This is a genomic window from Parasphingopyxis marina (assembly GCF_014237875.1).
In the GTDB taxonomy this organism is placed as follows: domain Bacteria; phylum Pseudomonadota; class Alphaproteobacteria; order Sphingomonadales; family Sphingomonadaceae; genus Parasphingopyxis; species Parasphingopyxis marina.
Window position 1 is genome coordinate 1,372,358 of record NZ_JACJVJ010000001.1, and the last position, 23,977, is coordinate 1,396,334.

Consider the following 23,977-nt stretch of genomic DNA (forward strand, 5'->3'; position numbering starts at 1 on the left):
CCTGTGACTATCCAAGCCCCACTATGCCGCGCCCGCCTGCGCGTGAATAGCCCGCTTGCCGTTGTGCGGCCTTTCTCCGTAAAAGCGCCCAAAGGCAAAGAGGGCCCGAGAAAAAGAGGGGAGGCCGCATGGCCAGCGCAGCACCGGCGGTTTCGGCCGAACCCAGCAAGAAGGAAATCCGTCTCGTCATCGCGGCATCCTCGGCGGGCACGGTCTTCGAATGGTATGATTTCTTCATCTACGGCACGCTTGCCGCGCTGATCGGCCAGGCCTTTTTCCCAGCCGGCAACGAAACGCTGCAATTGCTGCTGGTCTGGGCGGGCTTTGCGGTCGGCTTCGGCTTCCGCCCGCTCGGCGCGATCCTGTTCGGCTTCCTGGGGGACCGGCTGGGGCGCAAATATACGTTCCTCGTCACCGTCACGCTGATGGGCATCGCCACCGCCGGGGTCGGCCTCATCCCCTCGGCCGCGAGCATCGGCATCGCGGCGCCGATCATCGTGATATCGCTCCGTATATTGCAGGGCCTGGCGCTGGGCGGCGAATATGGCGGCGCGGCGATCTATGTCGCCGAACATGCGCCGCCCGAAAAGCGCGGCTTCTATACCTCCTTCATCCAGGCCAGCGTGGTTGGCGGTTTCGTGCTCAGCATCGCGGTCGTCCTGGCCTGCCGCTTCCTGATCCCGCCGGAGGAATTTGCCGCCTGGGGCTGGCGCGTGCCCTTCCTGCTGTCGATCGTGCTCTTGTTCATTTCGCTCTGGATGCGGCTCAAGCTCAACGAAAGCCCGGTTTTCAAGGCGATGAAGGAAGCCGGCGAGACATCGGCCAATCCCTTCGCCGAAAGTTTCCGCTATCCGGGCAACAAGAAGCGGATCTTCGTCGCGCTGTTCGGCATCACCGGCGTGCTGACGACGATCTGGTACACCGCCTTTTTCTCGGGCCTGTCCTTCCTGCGCGGCCCGATGCGCGTCGACGAACTCACGGTCGAACTGATCCTGTTTACCGCGGGCTTCGTCTCGATGGCCTTTTTCGTGGCCGTCGGCTGGTGGTCGGACAGGGTCGGCCGCAAGAAGCCGATCATGATCGGCGCGCTCGCCGCGCTGGTGCTGCTGTTCCCGATCTTCTGGGGCATGGGCAGCCTCGCCAATCCCGGCCTTGCGCGGGCGGCGGCGGAAAACCCCGTGATCGTCGCCGGCCCCGAATGCACGACCGATCCCTTTGCCGAACTGTTCGGCCGCGAGCAGAGCGAGTGCGGCCGGCTCCTCGAAACGCTGACGTCGAGCGGTGTGCGGTATAGCGTGGAAAGTGCCGATGGGCTGGGGCTGAGCGTGGGCGGCGAGGCCGTGCCGGTCACCGCGGAATGGCTGGCCGACGGTACGGCGTTGCGCGACGGGGTACAGGCTGCGCTCGGCGAGCGCGGTTTCGATTTCTCGCGCCAGTCGCCGCCCTTTATCAATATCATCGGCATATTCGCGCTGCTTCTGGTTTCGTCGATGCTCTCGGCGTTGACCTATGGCTCGGTCGCGGCTCTACTCTCCGAAATGTTTCCCCCGAAAATCCGCTACAGTTCGATGTCGATTCCCTATCATATCGGCGCCGGCTATCTGGGCGGCTTCCTGCCGCTGATCGCGGGGTTCATCGTCGCGCGCACCGGGGATATCTATGCCGGCATATGGTATACATGGGCGATCGTGGCCTTCGGCGTCATCGTTGCCTGGTGGGGTATACCCGGCGGCCCGCCGCGCGATTTCGACGAGAATGGTTGATGCCCCTCAGCCCCCCTTGCGCGTTCGGCTTGACGGCGAGGCGCTGGTCGGCAACTGGCGCGCGCTCGATCGGCTGAGCGGCACCGCGGCCTGCGGGGCGGCGGTGAAAGCGGACGGCTATGGCGTGGGCGCGCGCGAGACGGTGGAACGGCTCGCCGCCGCCGGCTGCCGGGATTTCTTCGTCGCGACCTGGGCCGAGGCCGCCGAGATCGCGGACCTGTGCGTGGGCGCATCGCTGACGGTCTTTCACGGCGTGCGCGAGGAGGACATGGACGTGGCGCTGGCCGGGATCGCGCGGCCCTGTCTCAATTCGCCCGAGCAGGTCGAACGCTGGAAGGCGGCAGGGGGCGGGGCGTGCGACGCGATGGTCGACACCGGCATGAACCGGCTCGGCCTGTCGGTGGCCGATGTGCGCAAGGGCCTGCTCGACGGGCTGAAAATCGACACGCTGATGAGCCATCTCGCCTGCGCCGACGAGCCAGACGATCCGAAAAACGAGCGGCAACGCGAGGCGCTGGAAGGGCTCGCCGGGCGCACCGGCGCGATGCGGATGAGCCTTGCCAATTCGGCGGGCATCGCGCTCGGCAAGAAATATCATTTCAACCTGACCCGGCCCGGCATCGCGCTCTATGGCGGCGTGCCGGCCGAAGCGCTGGCCCCGCATATCCGCCAGGTCGCCTTTCCCGAAGCACAGGTGATCCAGCGCCGCGCGATCGGCCCGGGCGAAACGGTGGGCTATAACGCGATCTTCACCGCCGGCGAGGCGATGGAACTGGCGATCCTCAATATCGGCTATGCGGACGGCTATCTGCGGGGCTTTTCGGGAACCGGCGCGGCGCATTGCGGAAAGGCCGACTGCCCGGTGATCGGCCGCGTCTCGATGGATCTCGTCGCCGTATCGGTCGATGCGTGCGCGGAGGTGAAGGAAGGCGACTGGCTGGCGCTCAACTATCGCCTGCCCGAAGCCTCGGCCCAGTCGGGTCTCTCGCAATATGAGTTGCTTACCGGCCTCGGCCACCGCTATCAGCGGCTCTGGCATGGGTGAAGCAGGCGCAATCAATACGGTCATTTCCCTGTTCGCGGCGATCGGGCGGCCCGTCATATCGGCCTTCGCGACGATCGGCCGCATCGCGCTGTTCGCGCTGACGACGATCCGCCGCGCGCTGACCCCGCCTTACTATCCGATCCGCCTGCTGGAACAGCTGCTCTCGATCGGCTGGTATTCGCTGCCCGTCGTGGCGCTGACCGCGGCCTTTACCGGCATGGCGCTCGCCCAGCAGATCTATACCGGCGGCATGCGCTTCAACGCGCAATCGACGGTGCCCGCGATCGTCGTCATCGGCATGGTCCGCGAATTGGGGCCGGTGCTGACCGGCCTGATGGTCGCCGGGCGCGTGTCCTCGGCCATGGCGGCCGAGATCGGCACGATGCGGGTGACCGAGCAGATCGACGCGATGGTGACGCTGCGGACCGATCCCTATCGCTACCTGATCGCGCCGCGCCTGTTTGCGAGCATAATCGCGCTCCCGCTGCTGGTCTGCGTCGCCAATGTCATCGGCATTTTCGGCGGCTACCTGCTCTCCGTCTACAAGCTCGGTTTCAATCCCGCCGGCTATCTGGAGATGACGGCGAATATTCTGGAAAGCGACGATATCGTGATGTCGCTCGTCAAAGCCGCGGTGTTCGGTTTCTTCATCGCGCTGATGGGCTGCTATGCGGGCGTCCGCACCGCGGGCGGCGCGGCGGGGGTCGGCCGCGCGACGACCGATGCGGTGGTCTGGGCTTTCGTGCTGATCCTGCTTTCCAACCTCATACTCACCGTGGCGGCGTTCGGCTGATGGCTGATATCCCCAAGATCGAGCTGCGCGGCGTTTCGAAGAGCTTCGGCGCCAAGGCCGTGTTGCGCGATGTGAGCTTTGCGGTGGCGCCCGGCGAAGCCTTCACGATCATCGGCGGTTCGGGCAGCGGCAAATCGGTAACGCTCAAATGCATATTGGGCCTGATGGAGGCCGATGCCGGGAAGATTTTCGTCGACGGCGAGGAAATCACCGCGATGAAGCCGGCCGAACGCGATCGCGTACGCGCCAAGTTCGGGATGTTGTTCCAGGGCGGCGCGCTGTTCGATTCGCTTTCCGTCTGGCGCAACGTCACCTTCGCGCTGACCCAGGGGCGGCTCAAAGGCGGCGGAGAGCTTCGCAAGATCGCCGAGGAGAATCTCGAGCGGGTGGGGCTCGGCGCCGAGGTGCTGGACCTCAGGCCGTCCGAGCTTTCGGGCGGCATGCAGAAGCGCGTCGCGCTGGCCCGGGCCATCGCCCACCGGCCGGAAATCGTATTTTTCGACGAGCCGACCACCGGTCTCGATCCGATCCGCGCGGATATCATCAACAAGCTGATCGTCGAGCTGGTCCGCGATCTCGGCATTACCGCGGTCGCTATCACCCATGATATGCAATCGGTCGAGAAAATCTCCGACCGGGTGGCGATGCTGTATGACGGCGCGATCGTCTGGACGGGGCCGACCGCGGATTTGCGCCATTCCGGCAATTCCCATGTCGATCAGTTCGTCGAAGGGCGCTCGGACGGTCCGGCCGAATAATTCGACATTTCGATTAAAAATTATCGATTGATTGAGTTTTGCGATAACTGACTATCGTGAAATGCGTTGGAACAGGCAGTGGCATTCGATCATTGAATCCCCAGATCACAGCAACACCAAGCTTCAATCAAGGGAGATTTCAATGCTCGGACGCAACGTCCCCAACGTAACCCTCAAGACCCGTGTTCGCGACGAATCGCTCGGCGGCGACAATCCGTTCCGCTGGGAAGACGTGAAAACCGGCGAACTGTTTTCGAACGGTCGCTATGTCGTCTTCTCGCTACCCGGTGCCTTCACGCCGACTTGCTCCAACGAGCAGTGCCCCGCATTCGAGCGCTATTATGACGAACTCGAATCGCTGGGTGTCGACGAGACCTATTGCATCTCGGTCAACGACGCCTTCGTGATGTATCAGTGGTCGAAGAATCTCGGCCTCGACAAGGTCAAGATGCTGCCGGACGGATCGGGCGATTTCACCCGCCGCATGGGCATGCTGATCAACAAGGATCATCTCGGCTTCGGCGATCGCAGCTGGCGCTATGCCATGGTTGTCGAAGATGGCGAAATCGTCGCCTGGTTCGAAGAGCCCGGCATCAACGACGATGGCACCGACGAAGATCCCTATGTCGAATCGACGCCGGAAAACGTCCTCGGCTGGCTCCGCGAGAATCGCAGCGAAGCCAAGGCTGCCTAAGCCGGCCTGAACCCATACCCCCGACCGCATTCCTGATGCGGTCAACTGAAACCCGCACCGGCATCTCCCCCTCTCGCCGGTGCGGGTTTTTTATTTTCGCGGCGCGCGGCCCTCGCTAGGAGAGTTGGAAAAGGGGGCTTGGCCATGACCGAACAGGCGATGATCGCGCCGCGCATAGAAACAGAACGCCTGATCCTGCGCGAATTCCGGCGCGAGGATTTCGACGCTTTCTGCGCGATGCTCGCCGATCCCGGGGTGACGCGCTTCATGGGCGGCGTGCTCGACAGGGTGGCGGCCTGGGACAAGTTTGCCCGCGTCCCCGGCTATTGGGTGCTGCTCGGCTTCGGCTTCTGGATGATCGAGGAAAAGGCGAGCGGCCGGATTCTCGGCAATCTCGGATTCAGCCTGTTCGAACGCGATATCCAGCCGGCGCTTCCGGACATTCCCGAAGGCGGCTGGGTGTTCGACCGCGCGGCGCATGGCAAGGGCTTTGCGAGCGAAGCACTGGCCGCTGCGCTCGCCTGGGGGGACGCCAACCTCCCCAATCGCGGCTATTGCTGCATCATCGCTCCCGAAAACACCGCCTCGCTGGAGCTTGCGAAGAAATTCGGTTTCGCCGAAACCGGCCGGGCAAGCATGCGCGGCGCCGAAACGGTGGTGCTGGAACGGCCGCCCTTCTAGGTGACCGTTTTTGCTTCGGCGAAGCGCGGTTCGCGCCAGAGGCCGCTGTCGAGGATCTCGCCGAGGATTTCGGTCGCCCGCCAGATATCGGCATAGGATGTGTAGAGCGACGTCAGGCCGAAGCGCAGGATATCGGGCGCGCGGAAATCGCCGATCACGCCGCGCTCGATCAGTGCCTGCATGATCGGCCAGCCGCTTGGATGCGTGTAGGAAATATGGCTGCCGCGGTGCTCGGGCTCGGTCGGCGTGATCAGCGTAAGCCCCTGGCCATAGCAACGTTCGTCGATACGTTCGGCGAACAGCTCGAACAGCGCCGCCGATTTCGCCGCCAGCGCCTCGATATCGGTTTCCAGGAACAGGTCGACCCCGGTTTCGAGCGCCAGCAGGCTGAGGACCGGCGGCGTGCCGCACAGGAAGCGGCGGATGCCGGGTGCGGGCGCATAATCGTCGCGAAATTCGAACGGTGCGGCATGCCCCATCCAGCCGGATAGTGGCGAGACGAGTTGCTCCTGAAGATCCTCGCGGACGAAGAGGAAGGCGGGCGCACCTGGGCCGCCATTGAGATATTTATATCCGCAGCCGACCGCGAGATCGGCATCGCAGCCATTGAGATCCACCGGAATCGCCCCGACGCTATGGCTCAAATCCCAAAGCGTCAAAGCGCCTGCCTTGTGCGCGGCTTCGGTCAGCGTTGCCACCTCGTGCCGCGCGCCGGTCTTGTAATGAACATGGGTCAGCATCAGCAGCGCGGTGTCGGGGCCAAGCGCATCAGCGATGTCGCCGGCTTGTTCGGTGTGCACGACCTGCTCGGGGAGCATATCGGCCGCGCCGCCCGCCGTGTAGAGATCGGTTGGGAAATTGCCCGGTTCGGTCAATATCTGCGCGCGGTCTTCCTGATAGCGCGACGCGGCGACGATCAACTTGAACAGATTGACCGAAACCGAGTCGGTGACGATCACCTCTTGCGGCTTTGCCCCGATCAGCTGCGCGATCTTCGCGCCGATGCGTTCGGGCGCGCCGATCCAGTCATTCGCGTTCCAGCTGGTGATAAGGTCCGTGCCCCATTGGCGCTCGACGGCGTCACGTTGCGCGGCAATCGTCGCCCTAGGCAGTGCGCCCAGCGAATTGCCGTCGAGATAGATGATATCTTCGGGTAGGACGAACGCGTCGCGGAATCGGCCAAGCGGATCGCCGGCATCGAGCGCCCTGGCGTCTTCGAGCTTCACCGGCCGAGTGCCTCCTCGATCAGCTGAACCTGCCGTTCCCAGCTGGCGGTGCCGGGCGAGATGAGCTCGACATGGCCGTCGCCGGGGATCGTCACCAGTTCGATATCGGTCACGTCGCGGGCGAGATTGGCGTTGCGATAGGCGTCGGCATAGGCCGGCGGGGCAATCCGGTCGCGCGCCGCGTTGACGAGAATCTGACGCGCAGAACCGGCCGGCATGCGCTGCGGCGAGGTCAGTTCGGGCCGGGGCCCCAGCATGAGCCGCGGCGCTTCGGTGCCGCAGGCATGGCCTTGCCGGGTTATGCCGGCTTCGAGATCGGGCAGCCCGCCCTGGCTGATGACCGTGCCGATAGGCAGGCGCATGATCGCAAGGACGCCGTCGCCGGGCAGCGCATTTTGCCGCGCAGCGAGCCACAGGGCGAGATGCCCGCCGGCGGAATGGCCGATGGCGACGACATTGGAGAGATCGAGATTGTACCGTTCGCCATTTTCGACCAGCGAGTCGGCGGCCCGGAGTACATCCTCATAGGTTCCCGGAAAGCCACCGCCTTCGCGGTCGACGCCGCGATATTCGATATTCCAGACGGCGATCCCGCGATCCTGCAGATCCCCAGCGATCCAGTTCATGATGTCGCGTTCGGCGATGTCGGTCTGCCAGCAGCCGCCATGGATCATGAAGACGGTCGGATAAGGGCCACTGCCGCCGGGCAGCCAGAGCTCGGAGAATTGCAGATCGCCCTCGCCATAGGCGATGCGGATTTCGGTTTCCGGCTTTGGGCGCGCGTAAAGATCGTCCCAGGTCATGAGTTCGGCCGGCGGCGGAGAGGTGGTCGAGCTGTCCTCGGGCATGGCGCAAGCGGTCAATCCGGCAAGGCAAACGGCAAGCGCCGTGCGGGTGAATGGTTTCATCCCGCAAGGCTAAGGCCGTGGTCCGACGAAAGCAATTCGGCTCAGGTAGTGCCGCAGCCCTCGAAATGTTGCGTGAGAAGCCGCGTCCAGCCGCTTTCGCCGCTGTCCTGCACATCGGCCAGGCGGATCGCGAAATCCTGCATCCCGGCATGATTGGGGATGCCCCATTCGGCGCCGAGCACATGATGCGTATCGGCGTCGAGCCAGAGCGGGCCGCCATTGGCACCGAGCGCCGATCCGCCGACCTCGAAACGAAGCGCCGCCGTGCCGTGATAATCCTCGGCGCGCACGAAGGTGGCTTCGGCGGTGCCAAGGTGATTGAGGTGGCGCCCATCTTCGTCGGCTTGGGTCAGCACCAGCGGCAGGCCGAAGGAAAAGCCTGCGCGCGGATCGTCCAGCCCCATCGTCTGGACCGAGAGCGACGCGAGGTCGAAATCATAAAGGTGGTAGACCGGTTCCGCGATGCGAACCTGCTGGTGCACGGCGCGATCTGGCAGGGCGGCATCCACCGCCAGCCGGTTCGATTCTCCGTCGAAGCTCAGCGTTGCGAAATTTTCATGCCGCGCGTTGGGCATCAGCCGTCCGCCCTGGATCATCGTTGCGCGACCGGTATGGGAATCGACCCAGGCCGAAACATAGGCCGCGCTCGTGCAGCGTTCGCGGCTCTTGTAGACTTCCAGCCGGTTTCCGGCAGCGCGATACACGTACACATTTTCGGGATCGGTGCCGTCCCGGTTGCTGCGCACATAATGATAGATGCGGCCCTCGGCCGCCTCGGCCGAGTCCGATCCGAAGATGTCGGCGGCATATCCGCCAACGGCAAGGGCAAGGGCTCCGCCCGCAAGAGCGATTTTGTCGAACATTCCTGAACCTCGTTGGGTTTATCGTTATTGTATTAGTGTACTATACTGCCAACACAGTAATGTCAATTCTTGCACTGGGCCTAGCGCGCTACCCTTACCACAATGTTACGGTTTGTTGCAGTGCAAAATAATTATCGACACTTTCGCCTTCGGAATGCGCGAAAGAAGGGATGCCGATATGGTGCGCCGCGATCAGGGGCTGAGGTTTTTCGGCCAGTCCAGATGTGCCAACGGGGCGGATGCCGCGATCAACGCTCGACGCACATTGCAATGCCCATGCCACCGCCGATGCACAGCGTGGCGAGGCCCTTCTTGGCGTCGCGCTTCTCCATTTCGTAAAGCAGGGTGGTCAGCACGCGAGCGCCCGATGCGCCGATCGGATGGCCGATGGCGATCGCGCCGCCATTGACGTTGACCTTGTCCGCGTCCCAGCCAAGCTCCTTGCCGACCGAGAGCGCCTGGCTGGCAAAGGCTTCGTTTGCCTCGATCAGGTCGAGATCGGCGATGGTCCAGCCTGCCTTTTCCAGCGCACGCCGGGTGGCGGGAACCGGGCCGATGCCCATGATCGAGGGATCGACGCCCGCCGAGGCCCAACTCGCGATGCGGGCGAGCACCGGCGCGCCGCGCTTTTCGGCTTCCTCGGCGCTCATCACGACCAGGGCCGCGGCGCCATCGTTAATCCCGCTGGCATTCGCGGCCGTCACGGTGCCGTCCTTCTTGAAGGCGGGGCGCAGGCCGGCAAGCCCTTCTGCGGTCACCCCTTCGCGGATATATTCATCGTCTTCGACCACCGTCTCGCCCTTGCGGTGGGTGACGGTGACGGGCGCGATCTCGTCCTTGAACTTGCCCGCCGCGCGCGCCGCTTCGGCCAGATTCTGGGAACGGGTTGCGAAAGCGTCCTGGTCTTCGCGGGTCACCTGATATTGCTCGGCGAGATTTTCCGCGGTGATGCCCATATGATAGCCGTTGAAGACGTCGGTCAGCCCGTCCTTGATCATCGTGTCGACCAGCGAGAGATCGCCCATCTTCGTGCCGCTGCGCATATTCTGGGCGTGGGCCGACAGCGACATGGATTCCTGGCCGCCCGCGACGACGATTTCGCTGTCGCCGGTTGCGACCGCCTGGGCCGCCAGCGCAACCGCGCGCAGGCCCGAACCGCACACCTGGTTGACGCCCCAGGCAGGGATTTCCTTGGGCACGCCCGCGGCCATCGAGGCCTGGCGCGCCGGGTTCTGGCCCTGAGCGGCGGTCAGCACCTGGCCGAGAATGACTTCGGAAACATCGCCGGCATCGACCCCTGCCTGGGCCAGCGCCGCCTCGATGGCGACACGGCCCAGTTCATGGGCAGGCGTGGCGGCGAAGGCGCCGAGAAAGCTGCCCACGGGGGTGCGCTTGGCGGCGGTGATGACGACATCGGTCATGGCGAAAATCCTTGCGTATCGGTGTGGCTAGAGACTCGGCGGGCCTTCTATCACCCGTGCTGCACCTGCGAAAGCCATTCCGCGAGCGGCTGCCAGAGAGCCTCGCGCCCCTTGCCGCCGACGACCATGCCGACATGGCCCTGGGCGAGTGTGCGCACCGTTCCCGTTCGCGCCGCGGTCGCCTCCGGAACGATGCGATCGGTGGTCGAAACGATATCGAGCACAGGGCAGGGCAGGGCGGCAGGATCGACCATCTCCCCACCGACCCGCCAATCGCCTTTGCCGGTTACATCCTTCCGGAACAGGTCCTCGACGAGTTCGCGACCCGCGCCGAGGGTCAGCGGTGGGCCGTCATTGGCCCAGTCTTCCAGCGCCACGAAAGCGCGTGCCTTGGCGCTGGCGGGATCGATCCGGCCGAACATCTCGAACTTGCCGACCGTACGCGCGGGATCCAGCCGCCAGAAGGCGGTCTGCAACACTTCCATCGGCAGCGCGCCGAGTTCCTCGGCCAGTGGTCGCGCGCTCGTCCAAAGGTCGGTGAGCCCTTGCCGGGCCTCATCGGGAAATCCGGCAAAGCGCCATGGCGCCGCAATCATCGTCAGGGACAAGGGCGGTCGCAATGCCGCTGCGCCGGCCGCCATTGTCCCGCCCAGACAATAGCCGGCCAGATGGTAGGAGGCGTCCAGCGTATCCAGCAACGGCAGCAATATCTCTTCGACATGACCGCCTATGCTCAGGTCGCTTTCGCCCGGGGCGGGCGCGCCCCAATCGACGAGATAGGGGCGCACGCCCTGCGTGGAGAGCCAGCGCAGCAGCGAGTTGTCCAAGGCGAGATCGAGGATGCCCGGCGGGTTTATGAGCGAGGGTATAAATACCGCACGGGGCCTTTCGGTGTCGCCCGCGCCGCCATAGTCGATAAGTCGCGCGCGCCCGGCCTCGGCCACGACCGGCATGGCCGGCGGCGGCGGCGGGCGCTTGGCTTGCTGATACGCCTTTACCCCCTTCAGGGCAGCATCGAGCCTCTCCGGCGATGCTGCAGTTTCGCTGCGCAGCAACTCTAGGAAAAGTGGGAGGGGGCGGGGTTTTTGTTGCAGTGCAGTATCTCCGGGTGCTAGGCGATAACATTATTTTGGAGAGCATTATGGCGAAATCCGGTTCCGATTCCGAAACGGTCATTATCAAGAAGTACGCGAACAGGCGGCTCTATAACACTGAAAGTTCAAGCTACATCACGCTCGATCATCTCGGCGGAATGATCCGCGAGAAGCGCGATTTTCAGGTAATCGATGCGAAGTCGGGCGACGACATCACCCATAATGTGCTCACCCAGATCATCATGGAGGAAGAAAGCCACGGCCAGAACATGCTGCCCGTGTCCTTCCTGCGCCAGCTGATCGGTATGTACGGCAATTCGATGTCGGCGATGGTGCCGCAATATCTGGAAGCCTCGATGGAAGCGTTCCAGCGTAACCAGGCGAAATTCCGCGACGCGATGGAAGGGGCCTTCGGCTCCGGCCCGTTCGGCGAGATCGCGCGCCGCAACATGGAAATGTTCGAGGCTGCGGCGGGAGCGTTCCAGGCCGATGCCAAGGGCGAAACGGCGAGCGAGCCGGCCGAGGCCGGCCGCGACACCGAGGTCGAAGCGCTCAAGCAGCAACTGGCCCAGCTTCAGGACCAGATCGACAAGCTCAACAAATAACGAGGGCCGGGTGGAGGCCTATTTCGCCGCGGCTGCGGGATTGCTGGCGCTTGCCGGCTGGTCGGCGTGGATGGACCGGCGCCGCAACAATCGTACCTCGCTCGATCGGGTCGGCTGGGTAAGTTGGCCGCTGGTCATGGTGCTGTCGCTGGTCGGCGCGCTGATGATGGTCATCCTCGCGGCTCACGCCTGACACCGAAAAGCCCTGCGATCCCCGAGGGACCGCAGGGCATATTCCTCAACCAGGCCGTCAGGCCGCTTCGGCGTTCGCCAGTGCGTGGACATCCGCCGCGCCGAGCATCTGGCCGCCGATCGCCCAGTCGCCTTGCGCGATTTCGTTGATCTTGACCCAGGTAACCGGGCGCATGGCTTCGCCTTCGACGGCGACCATGGCATCGGTGACCTGTGCGATCATGTCGGCCTTCTGGTCCGGGGTGAAGACGTCCTTGATGACGTCGATGGTAACGAGGGGCATTGGGTATCTCCTTGCTGACTGTGCGCCGGGAAACGTCCCGGTGCCGATGAGAGGCTTGTACGGCGGACGCTCTCGTCATGCTTGGAGACGATCTGGAGAAAATCGGGAGATTTTCCGGAATGCGGTTATGGTCCCGCGATGAACTGGCGATTCGAGAATTTCGAGCTCGACGAGGCAAAATTCGAGCTGCGCAGCGCGGGTCTGCCGCTCGCCGCCGAACCGCAGGTGCTTTCGTTGCTGATTCACCTCGTTCGCCATCGCGACCGGCTCGTCACTAAGGACGAGATCAACGAAACGATCTGGCACGGCCGTTTCGTTTCGGATTCGGCGCTGGCCTCGCGGGTGAAGACGCTGCGCCGGTTGCTCGGCGACGACGGGCGCCAGCAGCGGCTGATCCGCACCGTTCATGGCCGGGGTTTCCGGTTCATCGGCGATATTGCCGAAAATTCTCCCGCCCCGGCGCCTGCTCGGGTAAAGGTCGACGAACATCCTGCCGCAGCCATCGAAGCCCCGGTGAACAAGCCTTCCATCGCTGTCCTGCCATTTCGCCTGGTCGGGATAGGCGGGCCTTATGCGGGCATTGCCGAAGCGTTGCCGGACGAGCTGATTGCCGAGCTTTCCCGGCTGCGCTGGCTGTTCGTCATTGCGCGCGGATCGTCCTTTCGCTTCCGTTCCGCGTCCGCCGATCTCCGCGATGTCGGTGCCCGTCTCGGCGTCCGCTATTGCCTGTCGGGCACAGCGGAGATCAGCGGGACGCGGATGATGCTCGCCGTCGAGCTGGCGGATACCCGCGATTGCGGGGTGGTGTGGAGCGAGCGTTATGACGCCAGGCTCGACGACGTCCATAGCGTCCGTGAAACGATATTGAGCAGTATCGTTGCGGCGCTCGAACTCCAGATTCCGCTCAACGAAGCCCAGCGCGCCCGACTCGTCCCGCCGGAAAATCTCGATGCCTGGGCGGCCTATCATCTCGGCCTCGATCATGTGTTTCGTTTCAACGCGAAGGACAACGCTATCGCCGGGGCCTTGTTCGAACAGGCGATCGCAAAGGAGCGGGGTTTCGTTAGGGCGATCGCGGGCCTGTCTTTCACCCATTTCCAGAATGCCTTCGCGGGCCATACGCCTGATTTCTCGGAGCAGGCCGCGGCCGCCAGACGGCTGGCCGACGAGGCCGTCGCGCTCGACGGGCGCGATCCCTTTGCCAATCTCGTGATGGGCCGAGCCCATTGGCTCGCCAGCGACCTGGAGGGGAGTTTCGGATGGCTGGAACGGGCGACGCAGCTCAGCCCCAACTATGCCCAGGGCTTTTATGCCTGGTCCTGGGCGGAAGCGCTCGCCGGGATAGCCGATGCCGGACAGGAGCATAGCGACCTTGCGCGCTCGCTCAGCCCTCTCGACCCGCTATTCTACGGGATGCTGGGAACACGGGCGCTGGCGCACATGTCGCGGGGAGAATTCGAAGAGGGCGCCGTCTGGGCAGAGCGCTCGGCGCGTTCGCCCGGCGCCTACAAGATGAACCACGCGATTGCGGTCGCCGCGCATGAGCTGACCGGCAACCACGAACGGGCGGCCGCCTGGGCCGATCATCTTCGGAACACCAGCCCGGAATTTACCGGGGCGGATTTTTTCCGATCCTTTCCCTTTACCGACAAGCCGGCAAAAGAGCGGATGGCGGCCGCGCTCGCGCGGCACGGCATCTGACTAGAGGCACGCCTCGAGACAAGGCTGTTCGAAGCCGAAGGCCTTTGCCTTTTCTAGCGTGTAGGGGCGCAGGCCCATCGACGTATATTCGCCGACGATCTTGCCGTCGTCGCCTTCGCCCTGATATTCGAACTTGAACAGTTCCTGCGTGACGATGACTTCGCCTTCCATGCCGATCACCTCGGTGATGTTGGTCGTGCGGCGTGAACCATCGCGAAGACGTTTCACCTGGACGATGAGATCCACCGAGTCCGCGATCTGGCGGCTGATCGCCTCTTTCGGGATCTTGATGTCGCCCATCATGACCATGTTCTCCATACGGCCGAGGCATTCGCGCGGGCTGTTGGAGTGAAGCGTACACATGGATCCATCATGGCCCGTGTTCATGGCGGCGAGCAGGTCGAAACATTCCGACCCGCGAATTTCGCCGAGGATGATACGGTCAGGACGCATACGCAGGGCGTTCTTCACGAGATCGCCGATGCCGATTTCGCCCTTGCCCTCGAGGTTGGCCGGGCGGGTTTCGAGGGGCAGCCAGTGCGGCTGTTGCAGCCGAAGCTCGGCCGCATCCTCGATCGTCAGCACGCGCTCGCCGGGATCGATCATTTTCGAAAGGGCGTTGAGCATCGTCGTTTTACCCGAACCCGTACCGCCCGAGATAACGATGTTGAAACGGCTGGCGCCCGCGACCTTGAGGAAGGTCGACATCTTTTCCGACATCGAACCGAATTTCTGCATCATGTCGATGGTGATCGGCTTGTCGGAGAATTTACGAATCGAGATCGCGGTGCCGCGCAGCGACAGCGGCGGGACGATAACGTTCACACGAGAACCGTCGGCGAGACGGGCATCGGCCAGCGGCGTCGTCTGGTCGACACGGCGGCCGACAGCGTTGCAGATGCGCTGCGCGATCTGGAGAAGGTGATGTTCGTCGCGAAACTTGATGCTTGCGAGTTCTAGCTTGCCCTTGCGCTCAATATAGGTCTGCTCCGGGCCGTTGACCATGATGTCGTTGATGTCCGGATCGTTGAGCAGCTCTTCGAGCGGGCCCAGGCCGAGCAGCTCGTCGACCAGCACCTTTTCGAGCGCGAATTGCTCGCGGCGGTTGAGCGTGATCTTGAGCTCCGCCAGCACTTCGGAGATGATCGGCCGGAATTCCTCGGCCAGTTCGTCCTTGGTCAGCGTCGCGGCGGCCTCGGGGTCGACGCGTTCGAGCAGGCGCGGCAGCACCTGTTCCTTGATCTTGTGAACCGAAGCTTCGAAGCCTTGGGCCTCTTCGGGCGCGGCATTGACGGAGTTCTGGCGCTCGTTGAGCTTCGACATCGCGTCGCCGTCAAGCGCGGCAAAGCTGCCATCGTCCTCGCCCGAAGGCAGGTCGAGCGAATTGATCGGCGGAAACTGTTCGCCGCCATCGGCCTCTTCGGAAGCGGGCTGGGCATTGCCGCCGCTCTTCATCGGGCGCGCTACGCCAAACGAGGATTTCTTTCCCGGGCCGCCTTTACGTCCAAATGCGCTCATTCCGTCCCTCAAATTCTGTCGCCCGCGCAATGCGGGCCAAGACGACATGGTGAATAGATTGAAAACTTTGACAATTGACTAATGGAAGGCAAAGGAAGGCGATGGCTGCGGACAACCCTCGAAAAGTGCAGGAATCCGGGCGTTCCAGCGACCATGTGGCGATGGGGCTGATGCTTGCAATGCTCGGTTTTGCAGGGCTTTCGGTCGGTGACGCCATAATCAAGTCGATCGCGGGGGCCTGGCCGGGAACGGCGGTTTCGCTGCTTCGCTACGTTATCGGGACCGCCGGACTGCTTGTTGCCCTGCTGATCGTCGAGGGAAAACAGGGGCTGCGCTGCCCGATGCCCTGGATCCAGCTTGCCCGTGGCGTCACAATTTCGCTCGGCTCGGTATGCTTCTTCAGCGCGATATTCCTCATGCCGCTCGCCGATGCGACGGCGATCCAGTTCACCTCGCCGATGTTCGCCGCGCTCTTTTCGGCACTGATCTTGCGGGAAAGGATGCCGCTCGTCGCGTGGATCGCCACCCTGGTCGCCTTTGTCGGTGTGCTGATGGTGCTGCGGCCGAATTTCGCGACGCTCGGCTGGGCGGCGCTGCTGCCGATGGGCACGGCGATCGGCATGTCGCTGAACATGATCCTGAATCGCATGGTCTCGCAAGCCGGATCGGCATTGCTGATGCAGCTGCTGGTGTCGGCGATCGCTATTCCGGTGCTGGCCGTGGCGACGGCGTTCGGTCATTTCAGCGGCATAGAGGCGCTGCACGTCACGGTGCCGGACTGGACGATCGTCGCCCGCATCGCCGTGGTGGCCTGCACCGCGACGGTTGCGTTGATGCTGATCTATCTGGCGACCACCAAGGCCTCGGCGGCGGTTACCGCGCCGATGACCTATGTCCAGATTCTCGTCGCGCTGGGGCTCGGCATGCTTTTCTACCAGGATTATCCCGATCCGCTGGCGCTCGGCGGGGCGGCATTGATCATCGCCGCCGGGTTATGGCTCTGGAGCCGCCAACGCGTGCCGCCCGCCCGCTAGAGCCGTTCGGCCAGCATTTTGCCCAAGTCGGCGATGGCCGCTTCGTCGCGCCGATAGAAGGTCCACTGCCTGATGCGCTTGGGCAGAATGAGCCCGGCATCGACCAGCGCCTTGAGGTGCTGGGCCGTCGTCGGCTGGGCGAGGCCGAGCTTGTCCATGATGAACACCGCGCAAGCCCCGTCTTCCACAAGGTCGCCGTCGACCTGGGGCGGGAAATGCGCTCGGGGGTCTTTCAGCCATTCCAGGATCTGGCGGCGGTGCGGATTGGCGATCGCCTTGAGCTGGCGATCAAGTGCGTCTTTCATGGCGGCAACGCTTTCCATATTTGAATATCGCAATTTTACGATATAAAGTCGGCATCTTCAAGTCAGGAGCCTCTAGATGTCCCGCGATCACGCATTCAAACAGGTCGATGTGTTTACCGCCGTTCCGTTGCTCGGCAATCCGGTTGCGGTTGTGCTCGACGCCGAAGGGCTGGACGATACGGCGATGCAACGCTTCGCGGCCTGGACCAATCTTTCGGAAACGACTTTCGTCTTGCCGCCGGAAGAGGAGGGGGCCGACTATACGGTGCGCATCTTCACCCCGCGCGTGGAACTGCCCTTTGCCGGACACCCGACAATCGGAACGGCGCATGCAGTGCTCGAAGCCGGGCTCGCGACGCCCAAAGCGGGGCGGCTGGTTCAACATTGCAAGCTTGGGCTTGTCGATCTTGCCGTCGCCGCTGACTGGCCGAGGGACGGATTATCGTTCCGGCTGCCCACCTATGCTGTAGAAGAAGCGCCCGAAGCCGATGAAGTCGTTGCGCTGCTGGGTGCGGAGGTGACGGTTCGCGCGGTGCCGGCTGCCGTGAATGTCGGCCCGGTCTGGACGATCGCCGAGTTGGGGGACGTTGCCGCGATCGAACAACTGCAGCCCGATCTGGCGCGTCTTGCTGCCTATTCGGTACGGCATAAGGGGACGGGTCTCACCGTGTTTGCTTCGGATGAGGACGGCGCGGTCATGGTCCGGTCCTTCGCGCCGGCCGACGGCATTCCCGAAGATCCTGTCTGCGGCAGCGGCAACGGCGCGGTCGCGGCCTATCGGTTGTTGGGGGGGCAGATTGGCGACGGCGATGCCTATACAGCCAGCCAGGGTCGCCAGGTCGGCCGCGACGGCAAGATCAGCGTGCGGATCAACGGCGCCGATATTCATATCGGCGGCGCCGCGGTCACCGGGATCGAGGGCGTGCTGAAGCTGTAGAGCGGGCAGGGAAGGGGACGCGCCGTTTCGTCGGGCGCGTCCGCCTAATTTTCTTCGACGACCTTTTCGGCGAGAATCGTCAGCCCTTCGGCATTGACCTCGGCAAAGCCGCCCTCGACGCGGACCGTTTCCGGCGTGGCGCCGGCACTCGCGAAAATCTTGACCTCGCCGTCGCGGATTGTCGACATCACCGGCGCATGGCGTTCGAGCACGCCGAAATCGCCCTCGGTGCCGGGAACGACGACCATATGGACCTCCTCCGAACGGAGGAGCTTCTCGGGCGTGACGAGCTCGAAATGGAGCGCCATGGCTACGCGGCCTCGGCGGCGAGTTTCGCGGCCTTTTCGCGGGCTTCGTCGATACCGCCGACCATGTAGAAGGCGGCTTCGGGCAGGTCGTCATGCTTGCCTTCGACGACTTCCTTGAAGCTGCGGATCGTGTCGTCGAGCTCGACGAACTTGCCGGCCAGGCCGGTGAAGACCTCGGCAACGTGGAAGGGCTGCGACAGGAAGCGCTGGATCTTGCGCGCGCGCGCGACGATCAGCTTATCCTCTTCGGAAAGTTCGTCCATGCCGAGAATGGCGATGATGTCCTGGAGCGATTTGTAGCGCTGCAGCGTTTCCTGGACGGCGCGGGCGGTCTCGTAATGCTCCTGACCGACGACGCGCGGTTCGAGAACGCGGCTCGTGGAGTCGAGCGGATCGACCGCCGGGTAGATGCCGAGCTCCGAAATCGCGCGGTTGAGCACGGTCGTCGCGTCCAAGTGAGCGAAGGACGTGGCAGGCGCCGGGTCGGTAAGGTCATCTGCGGGAACGTAGATGGCCTGGACCGAGGTGATCGACCCCTTGTTGGTCGAAGTGATGCGTTCCTGCAGGTTGCCCATGTCGGTGGCGAGCGTGGGCTGATAGCCCACGGCCGAAGGAATACGGCCGAGCAGCGCCGACACTTCCGAACCCGCCTGGGTGAAGCGGAAGATATTGTCGACGAAGAACAGCACGTCCTGGCCTTCCTGATCGCGGAAATATTCGGCGATCGTCAGGCCGGACAGGGCGACGCGGGCACGGGCCCCGGGAGGCTCGTTCATCTGGCCGTAGACGAGGGCCACTTTCGAGCCTTCCGACGTCGCAACGCCGTTCTCGTCCTTGGCGATAACGCCGGCGTCGAGGAATTCGTGATAGAGATCGTTGCCCTCGCGGGTACGTTCGCCGACACCGGCGAACACCGAGGTGCCGCCATGGCCCTTGGCGATGTTGTTGATCAGCTCCTGGATGAGCACGGTCTTGCCGACGCCGGCACCGCCGAACAGGCCGATCTTGCCGCCCTTGGCATAAGGGGCGAGCAGGTCGACGACCTTGATGCCGGTGACGAGAATTTCCGCGTCGGTCGACTGATCGACGAAATCCGGGGCTTCGGCATGGATCGGCGCGGTCGATTCGGCGCCGATCGGCCCGAGTTCGTCGATCGGTTCGCCGATCACGTTCATGATGCGGCCGAGCGTCTTAGGGCCGACCGGCATGTTGATCTGCGCACCGGTGTCGGTGACTTCCTGACCACGGACAAGGCCTTCGGTCGCGTCCATCGCGATCGTGCGGACCATGTTCTCGCCAAGATGCTGGGCGACTTCGAGCACAAGGCGCTGGCCGTTATTGCTCGTCTCCAGCGCGTTCAGGATGTTCGGCAGCTCGTTCGGGAAGCTGACATCGACGACGGCGCCGATAACCTGCGAGATCGTCCCGACATTATTGGTGGTGGCCATGATTTCTACCTCTTGCCTTCTTAGCTCTAGAGCGCTTCGGCGCCCGAAATGATTTCGACGAGTTCGGTGGTGATTACCGCCTGCCGCGTCCGGTTATATTCGATGGTCAGATTGTCGATCAGCTCGCCGGCGTTGCGCGTGGCATTGTCCATCGCGGTCATCGACGCGCCCTGTTCGGAGGCCGTATTTTCCAGCAGCGCGCGGAAAAGCTGGATGGTCAGATTGCGTGGCAGCAGCTCGGAAAGGATTTCTTCCTCATCGGGCTCGTAGTCGACAGCGGCGGTGCTTTTGGCGTCCGTGCCTTCCTCGATCGGAACCGGAATGATCTGCTGGGTCTGCGGTTCCTGGAGGAGCGCCGACTTGAATTTCGAATAGAATAGCCAGGCGACGTCGAATTCGCCCTTTTCGAGGCGTTCGACGAGTTCGTCGGCGATCGCCTTGGCGTCGTCATAATGCGGGTTCTTGATCTCGGTGGTGTCGAACTCGCCGGCGATCTTGCCCGGATAGACGCGGTTGATCACCGGGCGGCCCTTGCGACCGATCATGAAGAACTCGACCTGCTTGCCTTCGGCGATCAGCTTTTCGGCCTTGATCCGGACATCCTTGACGATGTTTGAATTAAACGCGCCGCAAAGGCCGCGATCCGAGGTCGCGACGACCAGCAGATGCTTTTCGTTCTTGCCGGTGCCGGCGAGCAGTTTCGGCGTCGAATCGCTGATCGACACCTTGGACGCGAGCGAACCCATCACCTTTTCCAGCCGCTCCGCATAGGGACGCGCAGCTTCGGCCGCCGCCTGCGCCTTGCGCAGCTTCGCGGCCGCGACCATCTGCTTCGCCTTGGTGATCTTCTGGGTCGATTTGACCGAGGCGATCCGGCCCTTGAGTTCCTTGAGGCTAGCCACGTGGTGCTATTCCCTTTTGCGTCAGGTGCTTAGGCGAACGTCTTGACGAAATCGCCGAGGATCGATTTCAGCGTTTCGGCGGTATCGTCCTCCAGCTTTTCGGTATCGCGGATCGTCGCCAGCACGGCGGCATGATCGTGGCGCATATGCGAGAGGAAGCTTTCCTCGAAATGCGTTACCTGATCGGTGGCGATACCGTCGAGATAGCCGTTCACGCCGGCGAAGATCGAAACGACCTGCTCTTCCATCGGCATTGGCGCAAACTGCTTCTGCTTCAGCAACTCGGTGAGCCGAGCGCCGCGGTTGAGCAGCTTCTGCGTCGAGGCGTCGAGGTCCGAGCCGAACTGGGCGAAAGCCGCCATTTCGCGATACTGGGCAAGTTCGAGCTTGATCGAACCCGACACCTTTTTCATCGCCTTGGTCTGGGCGGCCGAGCCGACGCGGCTGACCGAGAGACCCACGTTAATGGCGGGACGGATGCCCTGGTAGAACAGCTCGGTTTCGAGGAAAATCTGGCCGTCGGTGATCGAAATCACGTTGGTCGGAATGTAGGCAGAAACGTCGCCGGCCTGTGTTTCGATGATCGGCAGCGCCGTCATCGAGCCCGAACCATTGTCTTCGTTCATCTTCGCGGCACGCTCGAGCAAACGAGAGTGAAGATAGAAGACGTCGCCCGGATAGGCTTCGCGGCCCGGCGGGCGGCGCAGCAGCAGCGACATCTGGCGATAGGCGACAGCCTGCTTGGAAAGATCGTCATAAACGATGCAGCTGTGCATGCCGTTGTCGCGGAAATATTCGCCCATCGTGCAGCCGGTATAGGGCGCCAGATACTGGAGCGGGGCTGGCTCGGAAGCCGTGGCGGCGACGACGATCGAATATTCCATCGCGCCATTTTCTTCGAGCTGGCGAACGATCTGCGCAACCGTCGAGCGCTTCTGGCCGATGGCGACATAGATGCAATACAGCTTCTTGTTCTCGTCATCGCCGGCATTGACGCCCTTCTGGTTGATGAAGGTGTCGATCGCGACGGCGGTCTTGCCGGTCTGGCGATCGCCGATGATCAGTTCGCGCTGGCCGCGGCCGACGGGAACGAGCGCGTCGAGGGCCTTGAGGCCGGTCTGGACCGGCTCGTGAACCGATTTGCGCGGGATAATGCCCGGGGCTTTCACTTCCACGCGCTCGCGGGTCACGTCGGTGAGCGGGCCTTTGCCGTCGATCGGATTGCCGAGGCCATCGACGACACGGCCGAGAAGGCCCTTGCCGACGGGAACGTCCACGATCGTCTCGGTGCGCTTGACGGTATCGCCTTCCTTGATCTCCGCGTCCGAGCCGAAGATCACGATGCCGACATTGTCGGCTTCGAGGTTGAGCGCCATGCCCTGCACGCCGTTGTCGAAGGCGACCATTTCGCCGGCCTGGACATTGTCGAGGCCATGAACGCGGGCGATGCCGTCACCGACCGAAAGCACGGTGCCGATTTCCGAGACCTGCGCCTCTGTGCCGAAACCGGCGATCTGGTCCTTGATGACCTTGGAGATTTCTGCGGCGTTAATGTCCATTTTCAGTCTTTCCCAATTAGCCCTTCATGGCGCTGGCAAGCGAGTTCAATTTTGTGCGGATCGAGCCGTCGATCATCCGGCTGCCCATGCGAACGACGAGGCCGCCCAGCAGCGAGGGATCGACGGTCATATCGACGTTCACATCGCGGCCGGCCAGGCTTTTCAGTTTGGCCTTGAGCGCGGCGACCTGATCGTCGGTAAGCGGATGGGCCGAAGCGACTTCGGCGTTCGCCTCGCCGCGATACTGGGCGGCGATGGTCGAAAAGGCCCGGATCGCGGCGCCCAGCTGGGCGAGCCTGCGATTCTCGGCGAGCGTGCCGAGGAAATTCTTGGTCAGCGGATCGAGGCCGAGCGAATCGGCGACCGCAACGGCAGACGTAACCGCCGTCGCGCGCCCCACGAGGGGACTCGTGGTCAGCTCTGCAAACTCGGCCGATTCGGCAAGCGCCGCCTTGACCTTCGCAAGACTCGATTCGACTGCGTCGAGCTGTTTATTCTCTTCCGCCAGTTCGAACAGTGCCGCTGCATAGCGGCCTGCCAGGCTGGCCTTGATTCCGCCGGAAATATCCACGCGCAGATTCGCCCCTAAAGAGGATGACTAAGGTCCATAGAAAAGGGAGCGGCAAAGCGACCCCGCTACGGCTGCGGCGCACCTAGCAAGGGTCATGCTGCGATGCAAGACGAAGAGACCCAAGTTTTCCCATGGTTATTCGGATGCGTCCGCCCCGGCCTCCGGGTCGGCCTCCTCGGCAGGCGCTTCGGCCGCACCCGCATCGCTTGCTGCCGGCGTTGGAACATCCGCCAGCGCCAGGCTCGGTCGGTTGACAAAAACATAGACCGATGCCGCCATCAGCCCAATCCCGACGCCGATCGAAACCGTGCCGACCACCGCGCCGCGGCGCCATTTGTTCTTGTAGAGCATGGCGACGACCCCGCCTGCGAGCAGCAGCGCACCGACCACGATCAGCGCCACGGCGAGCGCAAGTTGCAGTTCGCGCGCTTCATAGAGCCGCTGCCGCTCGCGCTCCGCCTCGATAAAGGCCTCGCGATTCTGTTCGGCGGCGCTTTGCAGGGCGCGTTGGGTGGCAGGTATGCAGCGATCGGTAGTGATTTCCGGCTGAACGTTGTTGGCCCGGAGGAAAGGGATGATCTCGCGCGCCGAAATGGCAAAGCCGAATTCGGCGTCATTGGCTTCGGCGAGCGAGCCGAAGCTGTTGACGCCGATCACCCGGCCGCATTCGTCGACCAATGGCCCGCCGGAATTGCCGCGCGCCATCGCCGCCGTGTGAAGCAAGGTGTCGACGTCGCGGCGGCTCCGACCGCCCGAAATCTGTCCAAAGGTACGCACGGCGGGGATCGGGCTGACGCGGTCCGTGGCGGAGAGATTTTCGGCCAGATCGACCGATCCGGGATAGCCGATCGCAGCGACCCGCGCGGTTTCGTCGGGACTCCCTGTGAAAATCGTCAGCGGGGTGATGTCGCCGCCCTGCATGCGGATCAGCGCGAGATCGGCGCGCGTATCGGACGCGACGAGTTCGCCCGGATAGCGGCGGCTGCCCGATGAAGGCACGATGCTGATCGCGATATTGGGCGATTCCCTGAGCGGCGCGACGACATGCGCATTGGTGACGATCATGCGCGGCGCAACGGCGACGCCGCTGCCATGGCCCAGCAGATATTCGCCCTGTTTGGGATCGTTGGCGATCAGCGCGACCCGCACGACGCTTTGCGCGGCGACGACGACCTGGCTTCGCTCGGCTTCGCCATTCTCGCCTTTTTGCGCGGACGCCGTCACCGGCAGCAGCATCAGCAGTGCCAGGACCAGTGCGGTGAGGCGGGGCAGGGTGGTTTCGGTTCGCATTGCGCGGGCTTTTAGCATGGGGAAAGCCGCAGGAAAGGGCGAATTCTTTCGCCCGTTCTTTTGATCGCAACTTTCGGG

Annotated in this window: 25 protein-coding genes; 11 read left to right on the top strand and 14 right to left on the bottom strand. The window is 63.4% G+C overall.

What is annotated here, in order from left to right; genetic code table 11:
* Positions 1–128 precede the first annotated feature (128 nt).
* From H6P80_RS06865 to H6P80_RS06890, 6 genes are all read left to right on the top strand, one after another.
* The gene (locus tag H6P80_RS06865; RefSeq protein WP_185800556.1) at positions 129–1,763 is read left to right on the top strand and encodes an MFS transporter; all 1,635 of its coding nucleotides are present in this window, start codon (positions 129–131) and stop codon (positions 1,761–1,763) included.
* Complete coding sequence (gene alr / locus H6P80_RS06870) at positions 1,756–2,808, top strand: alanine racemase (protein WP_185800557.1); 1,053 nt, start codon at positions 1,756–1,758, stop codon at positions 2,806–2,808. The genes H6P80_RS06865 and alr overlap by 8 nt, the downstream gene beginning before the upstream one ends.
* On the top strand, positions 2,801–3,601 hold the full coding sequence (locus tag H6P80_RS06875; protein WP_185800558.1) for an MlaE family ABC transporter permease: 801 nt from the start codon (positions 2,801–2,803) through the stop codon (positions 3,599–3,601). Before alr ends, H6P80_RS06875 begins: the two co-directional genes overlap by 8 nt.
* On the top strand, positions 3,601–4,359 hold the full coding sequence (locus tag H6P80_RS06880) for an ABC transporter ATP-binding protein (protein ID WP_185800559.1): 759 nt from the start codon (positions 3,601–3,603) through the stop codon (positions 4,357–4,359). Before H6P80_RS06875 ends, H6P80_RS06880 begins: the two co-directional genes overlap by 1 nt.
* 142 nt (positions 4,360–4,501) lie before the next feature.
* Complete coding sequence (locus H6P80_RS06885) at positions 4,502–5,053, top strand: peroxiredoxin (protein ID WP_185800560.1); 552 nt, start codon at positions 4,502–4,504, stop codon at positions 5,051–5,053.
* Positions 5,054–5,197: 144 nt separating this feature from the next.
* Positions 5,198–5,734: a GNAT family N-acetyltransferase gene (locus H6P80_RS06890; RefSeq protein ID WP_221892892.1), complete on the top strand. Its 537-nt coding sequence runs from the start codon at positions 5,198–5,200 to the stop codon at positions 5,732–5,734.
* On the opposite strand, the gene kynU is transcribed toward H6P80_RS06890, so the two are convergent.
* From kynU to H6P80_RS06915, 5 genes are all read right to left on the bottom strand, one after another.
* Entirely contained in the window at positions 5,731–6,960 is a 1,230-nt protein-coding gene (gene kynU / locus H6P80_RS06895) for a kynureninase (protein WP_185800561.1), read from the bottom strand. The genes H6P80_RS06890 and kynU overlap by 4 nt on opposite strands.
* Positions 6,957–7,868: an alpha/beta hydrolase family protein gene (locus H6P80_RS06900; RefSeq protein ID WP_235973739.1), complete on the bottom strand. Its 912-nt coding sequence runs from the start codon at positions 7,866–7,868 to the stop codon at positions 6,957–6,959. The genes kynU and H6P80_RS06900 overlap by 4 nt, the downstream gene beginning before the upstream one ends.
* A gap of 41 nt (positions 7,869–7,909) precedes the next feature.
* Positions 7,910–8,731: a hypothetical protein gene (locus H6P80_RS06905; RefSeq protein WP_185800562.1), complete on the bottom strand. Its 822-nt coding sequence runs from the start codon at positions 8,729–8,731 to the stop codon at positions 7,910–7,912.
* 248 nt (positions 8,732–8,979) lie between these two features.
* Positions 8,980–10,152, bottom strand: coding sequence for an acetyl-CoA C-acetyltransferase (locus H6P80_RS06910; protein WP_185800563.1), 1,173 nt, complete (start codon positions 10,150–10,152; stop codon positions 8,980–8,982).
* 50 nt (positions 10,153–10,202) lie between these two features.
* Positions 10,203–11,105, bottom strand: coding sequence for an alpha/beta hydrolase (locus tag H6P80_RS06915; RefSeq protein ID WP_235973740.1), 903 nt, complete (start codon positions 11,103–11,105; stop codon positions 10,203–10,205).
* 188 nt (positions 11,106–11,293) lie between these two features.
* On the opposite strand from H6P80_RS06915, the gene phaR reads away from it, so the two are divergent.
* Complete coding sequence (gene phaR / locus H6P80_RS06920) at positions 11,294–11,851, top strand: polyhydroxyalkanoate synthesis repressor PhaR (RefSeq protein WP_185800564.1); 558 nt, start codon at positions 11,294–11,296, stop codon at positions 11,849–11,851.
* A 10-nt stretch (positions 11,852–11,861) separates the two neighbouring features.
* A complete protein-coding gene (locus H6P80_RS06925; RefSeq protein WP_185800565.1) occupies positions 11,862–12,044 on the top strand; it encodes a hypothetical protein in 183 nt (60 codons plus the stop codon).
* Between the two features lie 57 nt (positions 12,045–12,101).
* On the opposite strand, the gene H6P80_RS06930 is transcribed toward H6P80_RS06925, so the two are convergent.
* Positions 12,102–12,326, bottom strand: a complete 225-nt coding sequence (locus H6P80_RS06930) for a tautomerase family protein (protein ID WP_185800566.1) — start codon at positions 12,324–12,326, stop codon at positions 12,102–12,104.
* A 138-nt stretch (positions 12,327–12,464) separates the two neighbouring features.
* Between H6P80_RS06930 and H6P80_RS06935 the strand changes: the two genes are divergently transcribed.
* On the top strand, positions 12,465–14,027 hold the full coding sequence (locus H6P80_RS06935) for a winged helix-turn-helix domain-containing protein (RefSeq protein ID WP_185800567.1): 1,563 nt from the start codon (positions 12,465–12,467) through the stop codon (positions 14,025–14,027).
* Here H6P80_RS06935 and H6P80_RS06940 read toward each other — a convergent pair whose 3' ends face one another.
* Entirely contained in the window at positions 14,028–15,545 is a 1,518-nt protein-coding gene (locus tag H6P80_RS06940) for a CpaF family protein (protein ID WP_185800568.1), read from the bottom strand.
* 101 nt (positions 15,546–15,646) lie between these two features.
* Here H6P80_RS06940 and H6P80_RS06945 point away from each other — a divergent pair, with 101 nt between their 5' ends.
* Positions 15,647–16,579, top strand: a complete 933-nt coding sequence (locus H6P80_RS06945; protein WP_185800569.1) for a DMT family transporter — start codon at positions 15,647–15,649, stop codon at positions 16,577–16,579.
* Here the strand turns inward: H6P80_RS06945 and H6P80_RS06950 are convergent.
* Positions 16,576–16,884 (bottom strand): ArsR/SmtB family transcription factor, encoded by a 309-nt coding sequence (locus H6P80_RS06950; protein WP_185800570.1) that lies wholly within the window; start codon positions 16,882–16,884, stop codon positions 16,576–16,578. The genes H6P80_RS06945 and H6P80_RS06950 overlap by 4 nt on opposite strands.
* Before the next feature lie 76 nt (positions 16,885–16,960).
* Between H6P80_RS06950 and H6P80_RS06955 the strand changes: the two genes are divergently transcribed.
* Positions 16,961–17,821: a PhzF family phenazine biosynthesis protein gene (locus H6P80_RS06955; protein WP_185800571.1), complete on the top strand. Its 861-nt coding sequence runs from the start codon at positions 16,961–16,963 to the stop codon at positions 17,819–17,821.
* Positions 17,822–17,865: 44 nt separating this feature from the next.
* On the opposite strand, the gene H6P80_RS06960 is transcribed toward H6P80_RS06955, so the two are convergent.
* The 6 genes from H6P80_RS06960 to H6P80_RS06985 form a co-directional block, all read right to left on the bottom strand.
* Entirely contained in the window at positions 17,866–18,129 is a 264-nt protein-coding gene (locus H6P80_RS06960) for an ATP synthase F1 subunit epsilon (protein ID WP_185800572.1), read from the bottom strand.
* A 2-nt stretch (positions 18,130–18,131) separates the two neighbouring features.
* Positions 18,132–19,577: a F0F1 ATP synthase subunit beta gene (gene atpD / locus H6P80_RS06965; protein WP_185800573.1), complete on the bottom strand. Its 1,446-nt coding sequence runs from the start codon at positions 19,575–19,577 to the stop codon at positions 18,132–18,134.
* Between the two features lie 26 nt (positions 19,578–19,603).
* Entirely contained in the window at positions 19,604–20,479 is an 876-nt protein-coding gene (locus H6P80_RS06970; RefSeq protein WP_185800574.1) for a F0F1 ATP synthase subunit gamma, read from the bottom strand.
* A 29-nt stretch (positions 20,480–20,508) separates the two neighbouring features.
* On the bottom strand, positions 20,509–22,038 hold the full coding sequence (gene atpA / locus H6P80_RS06975) for a F0F1 ATP synthase subunit alpha (protein ID WP_185800575.1): 1,530 nt from the start codon (positions 22,036–22,038) through the stop codon (positions 20,509–20,511).
* Positions 22,039–22,054: 16 nt separating this feature from the next.
* Positions 22,055–22,609, bottom strand: a complete 555-nt coding sequence (locus H6P80_RS06980) for a F0F1 ATP synthase subunit delta (RefSeq protein ID WP_185800576.1) — start codon at positions 22,607–22,609, stop codon at positions 22,055–22,057.
* Positions 22,610–22,744: 135 nt separating this feature from the next.
* On the bottom strand, positions 22,745–23,899 hold the full coding sequence (locus tag H6P80_RS06985; protein WP_185800577.1) for a S1C family serine protease: 1,155 nt from the start codon (positions 23,897–23,899) through the stop codon (positions 22,745–22,747).
* Between the last annotated feature and the right edge of the window lie 78 nt (positions 23,900–23,977).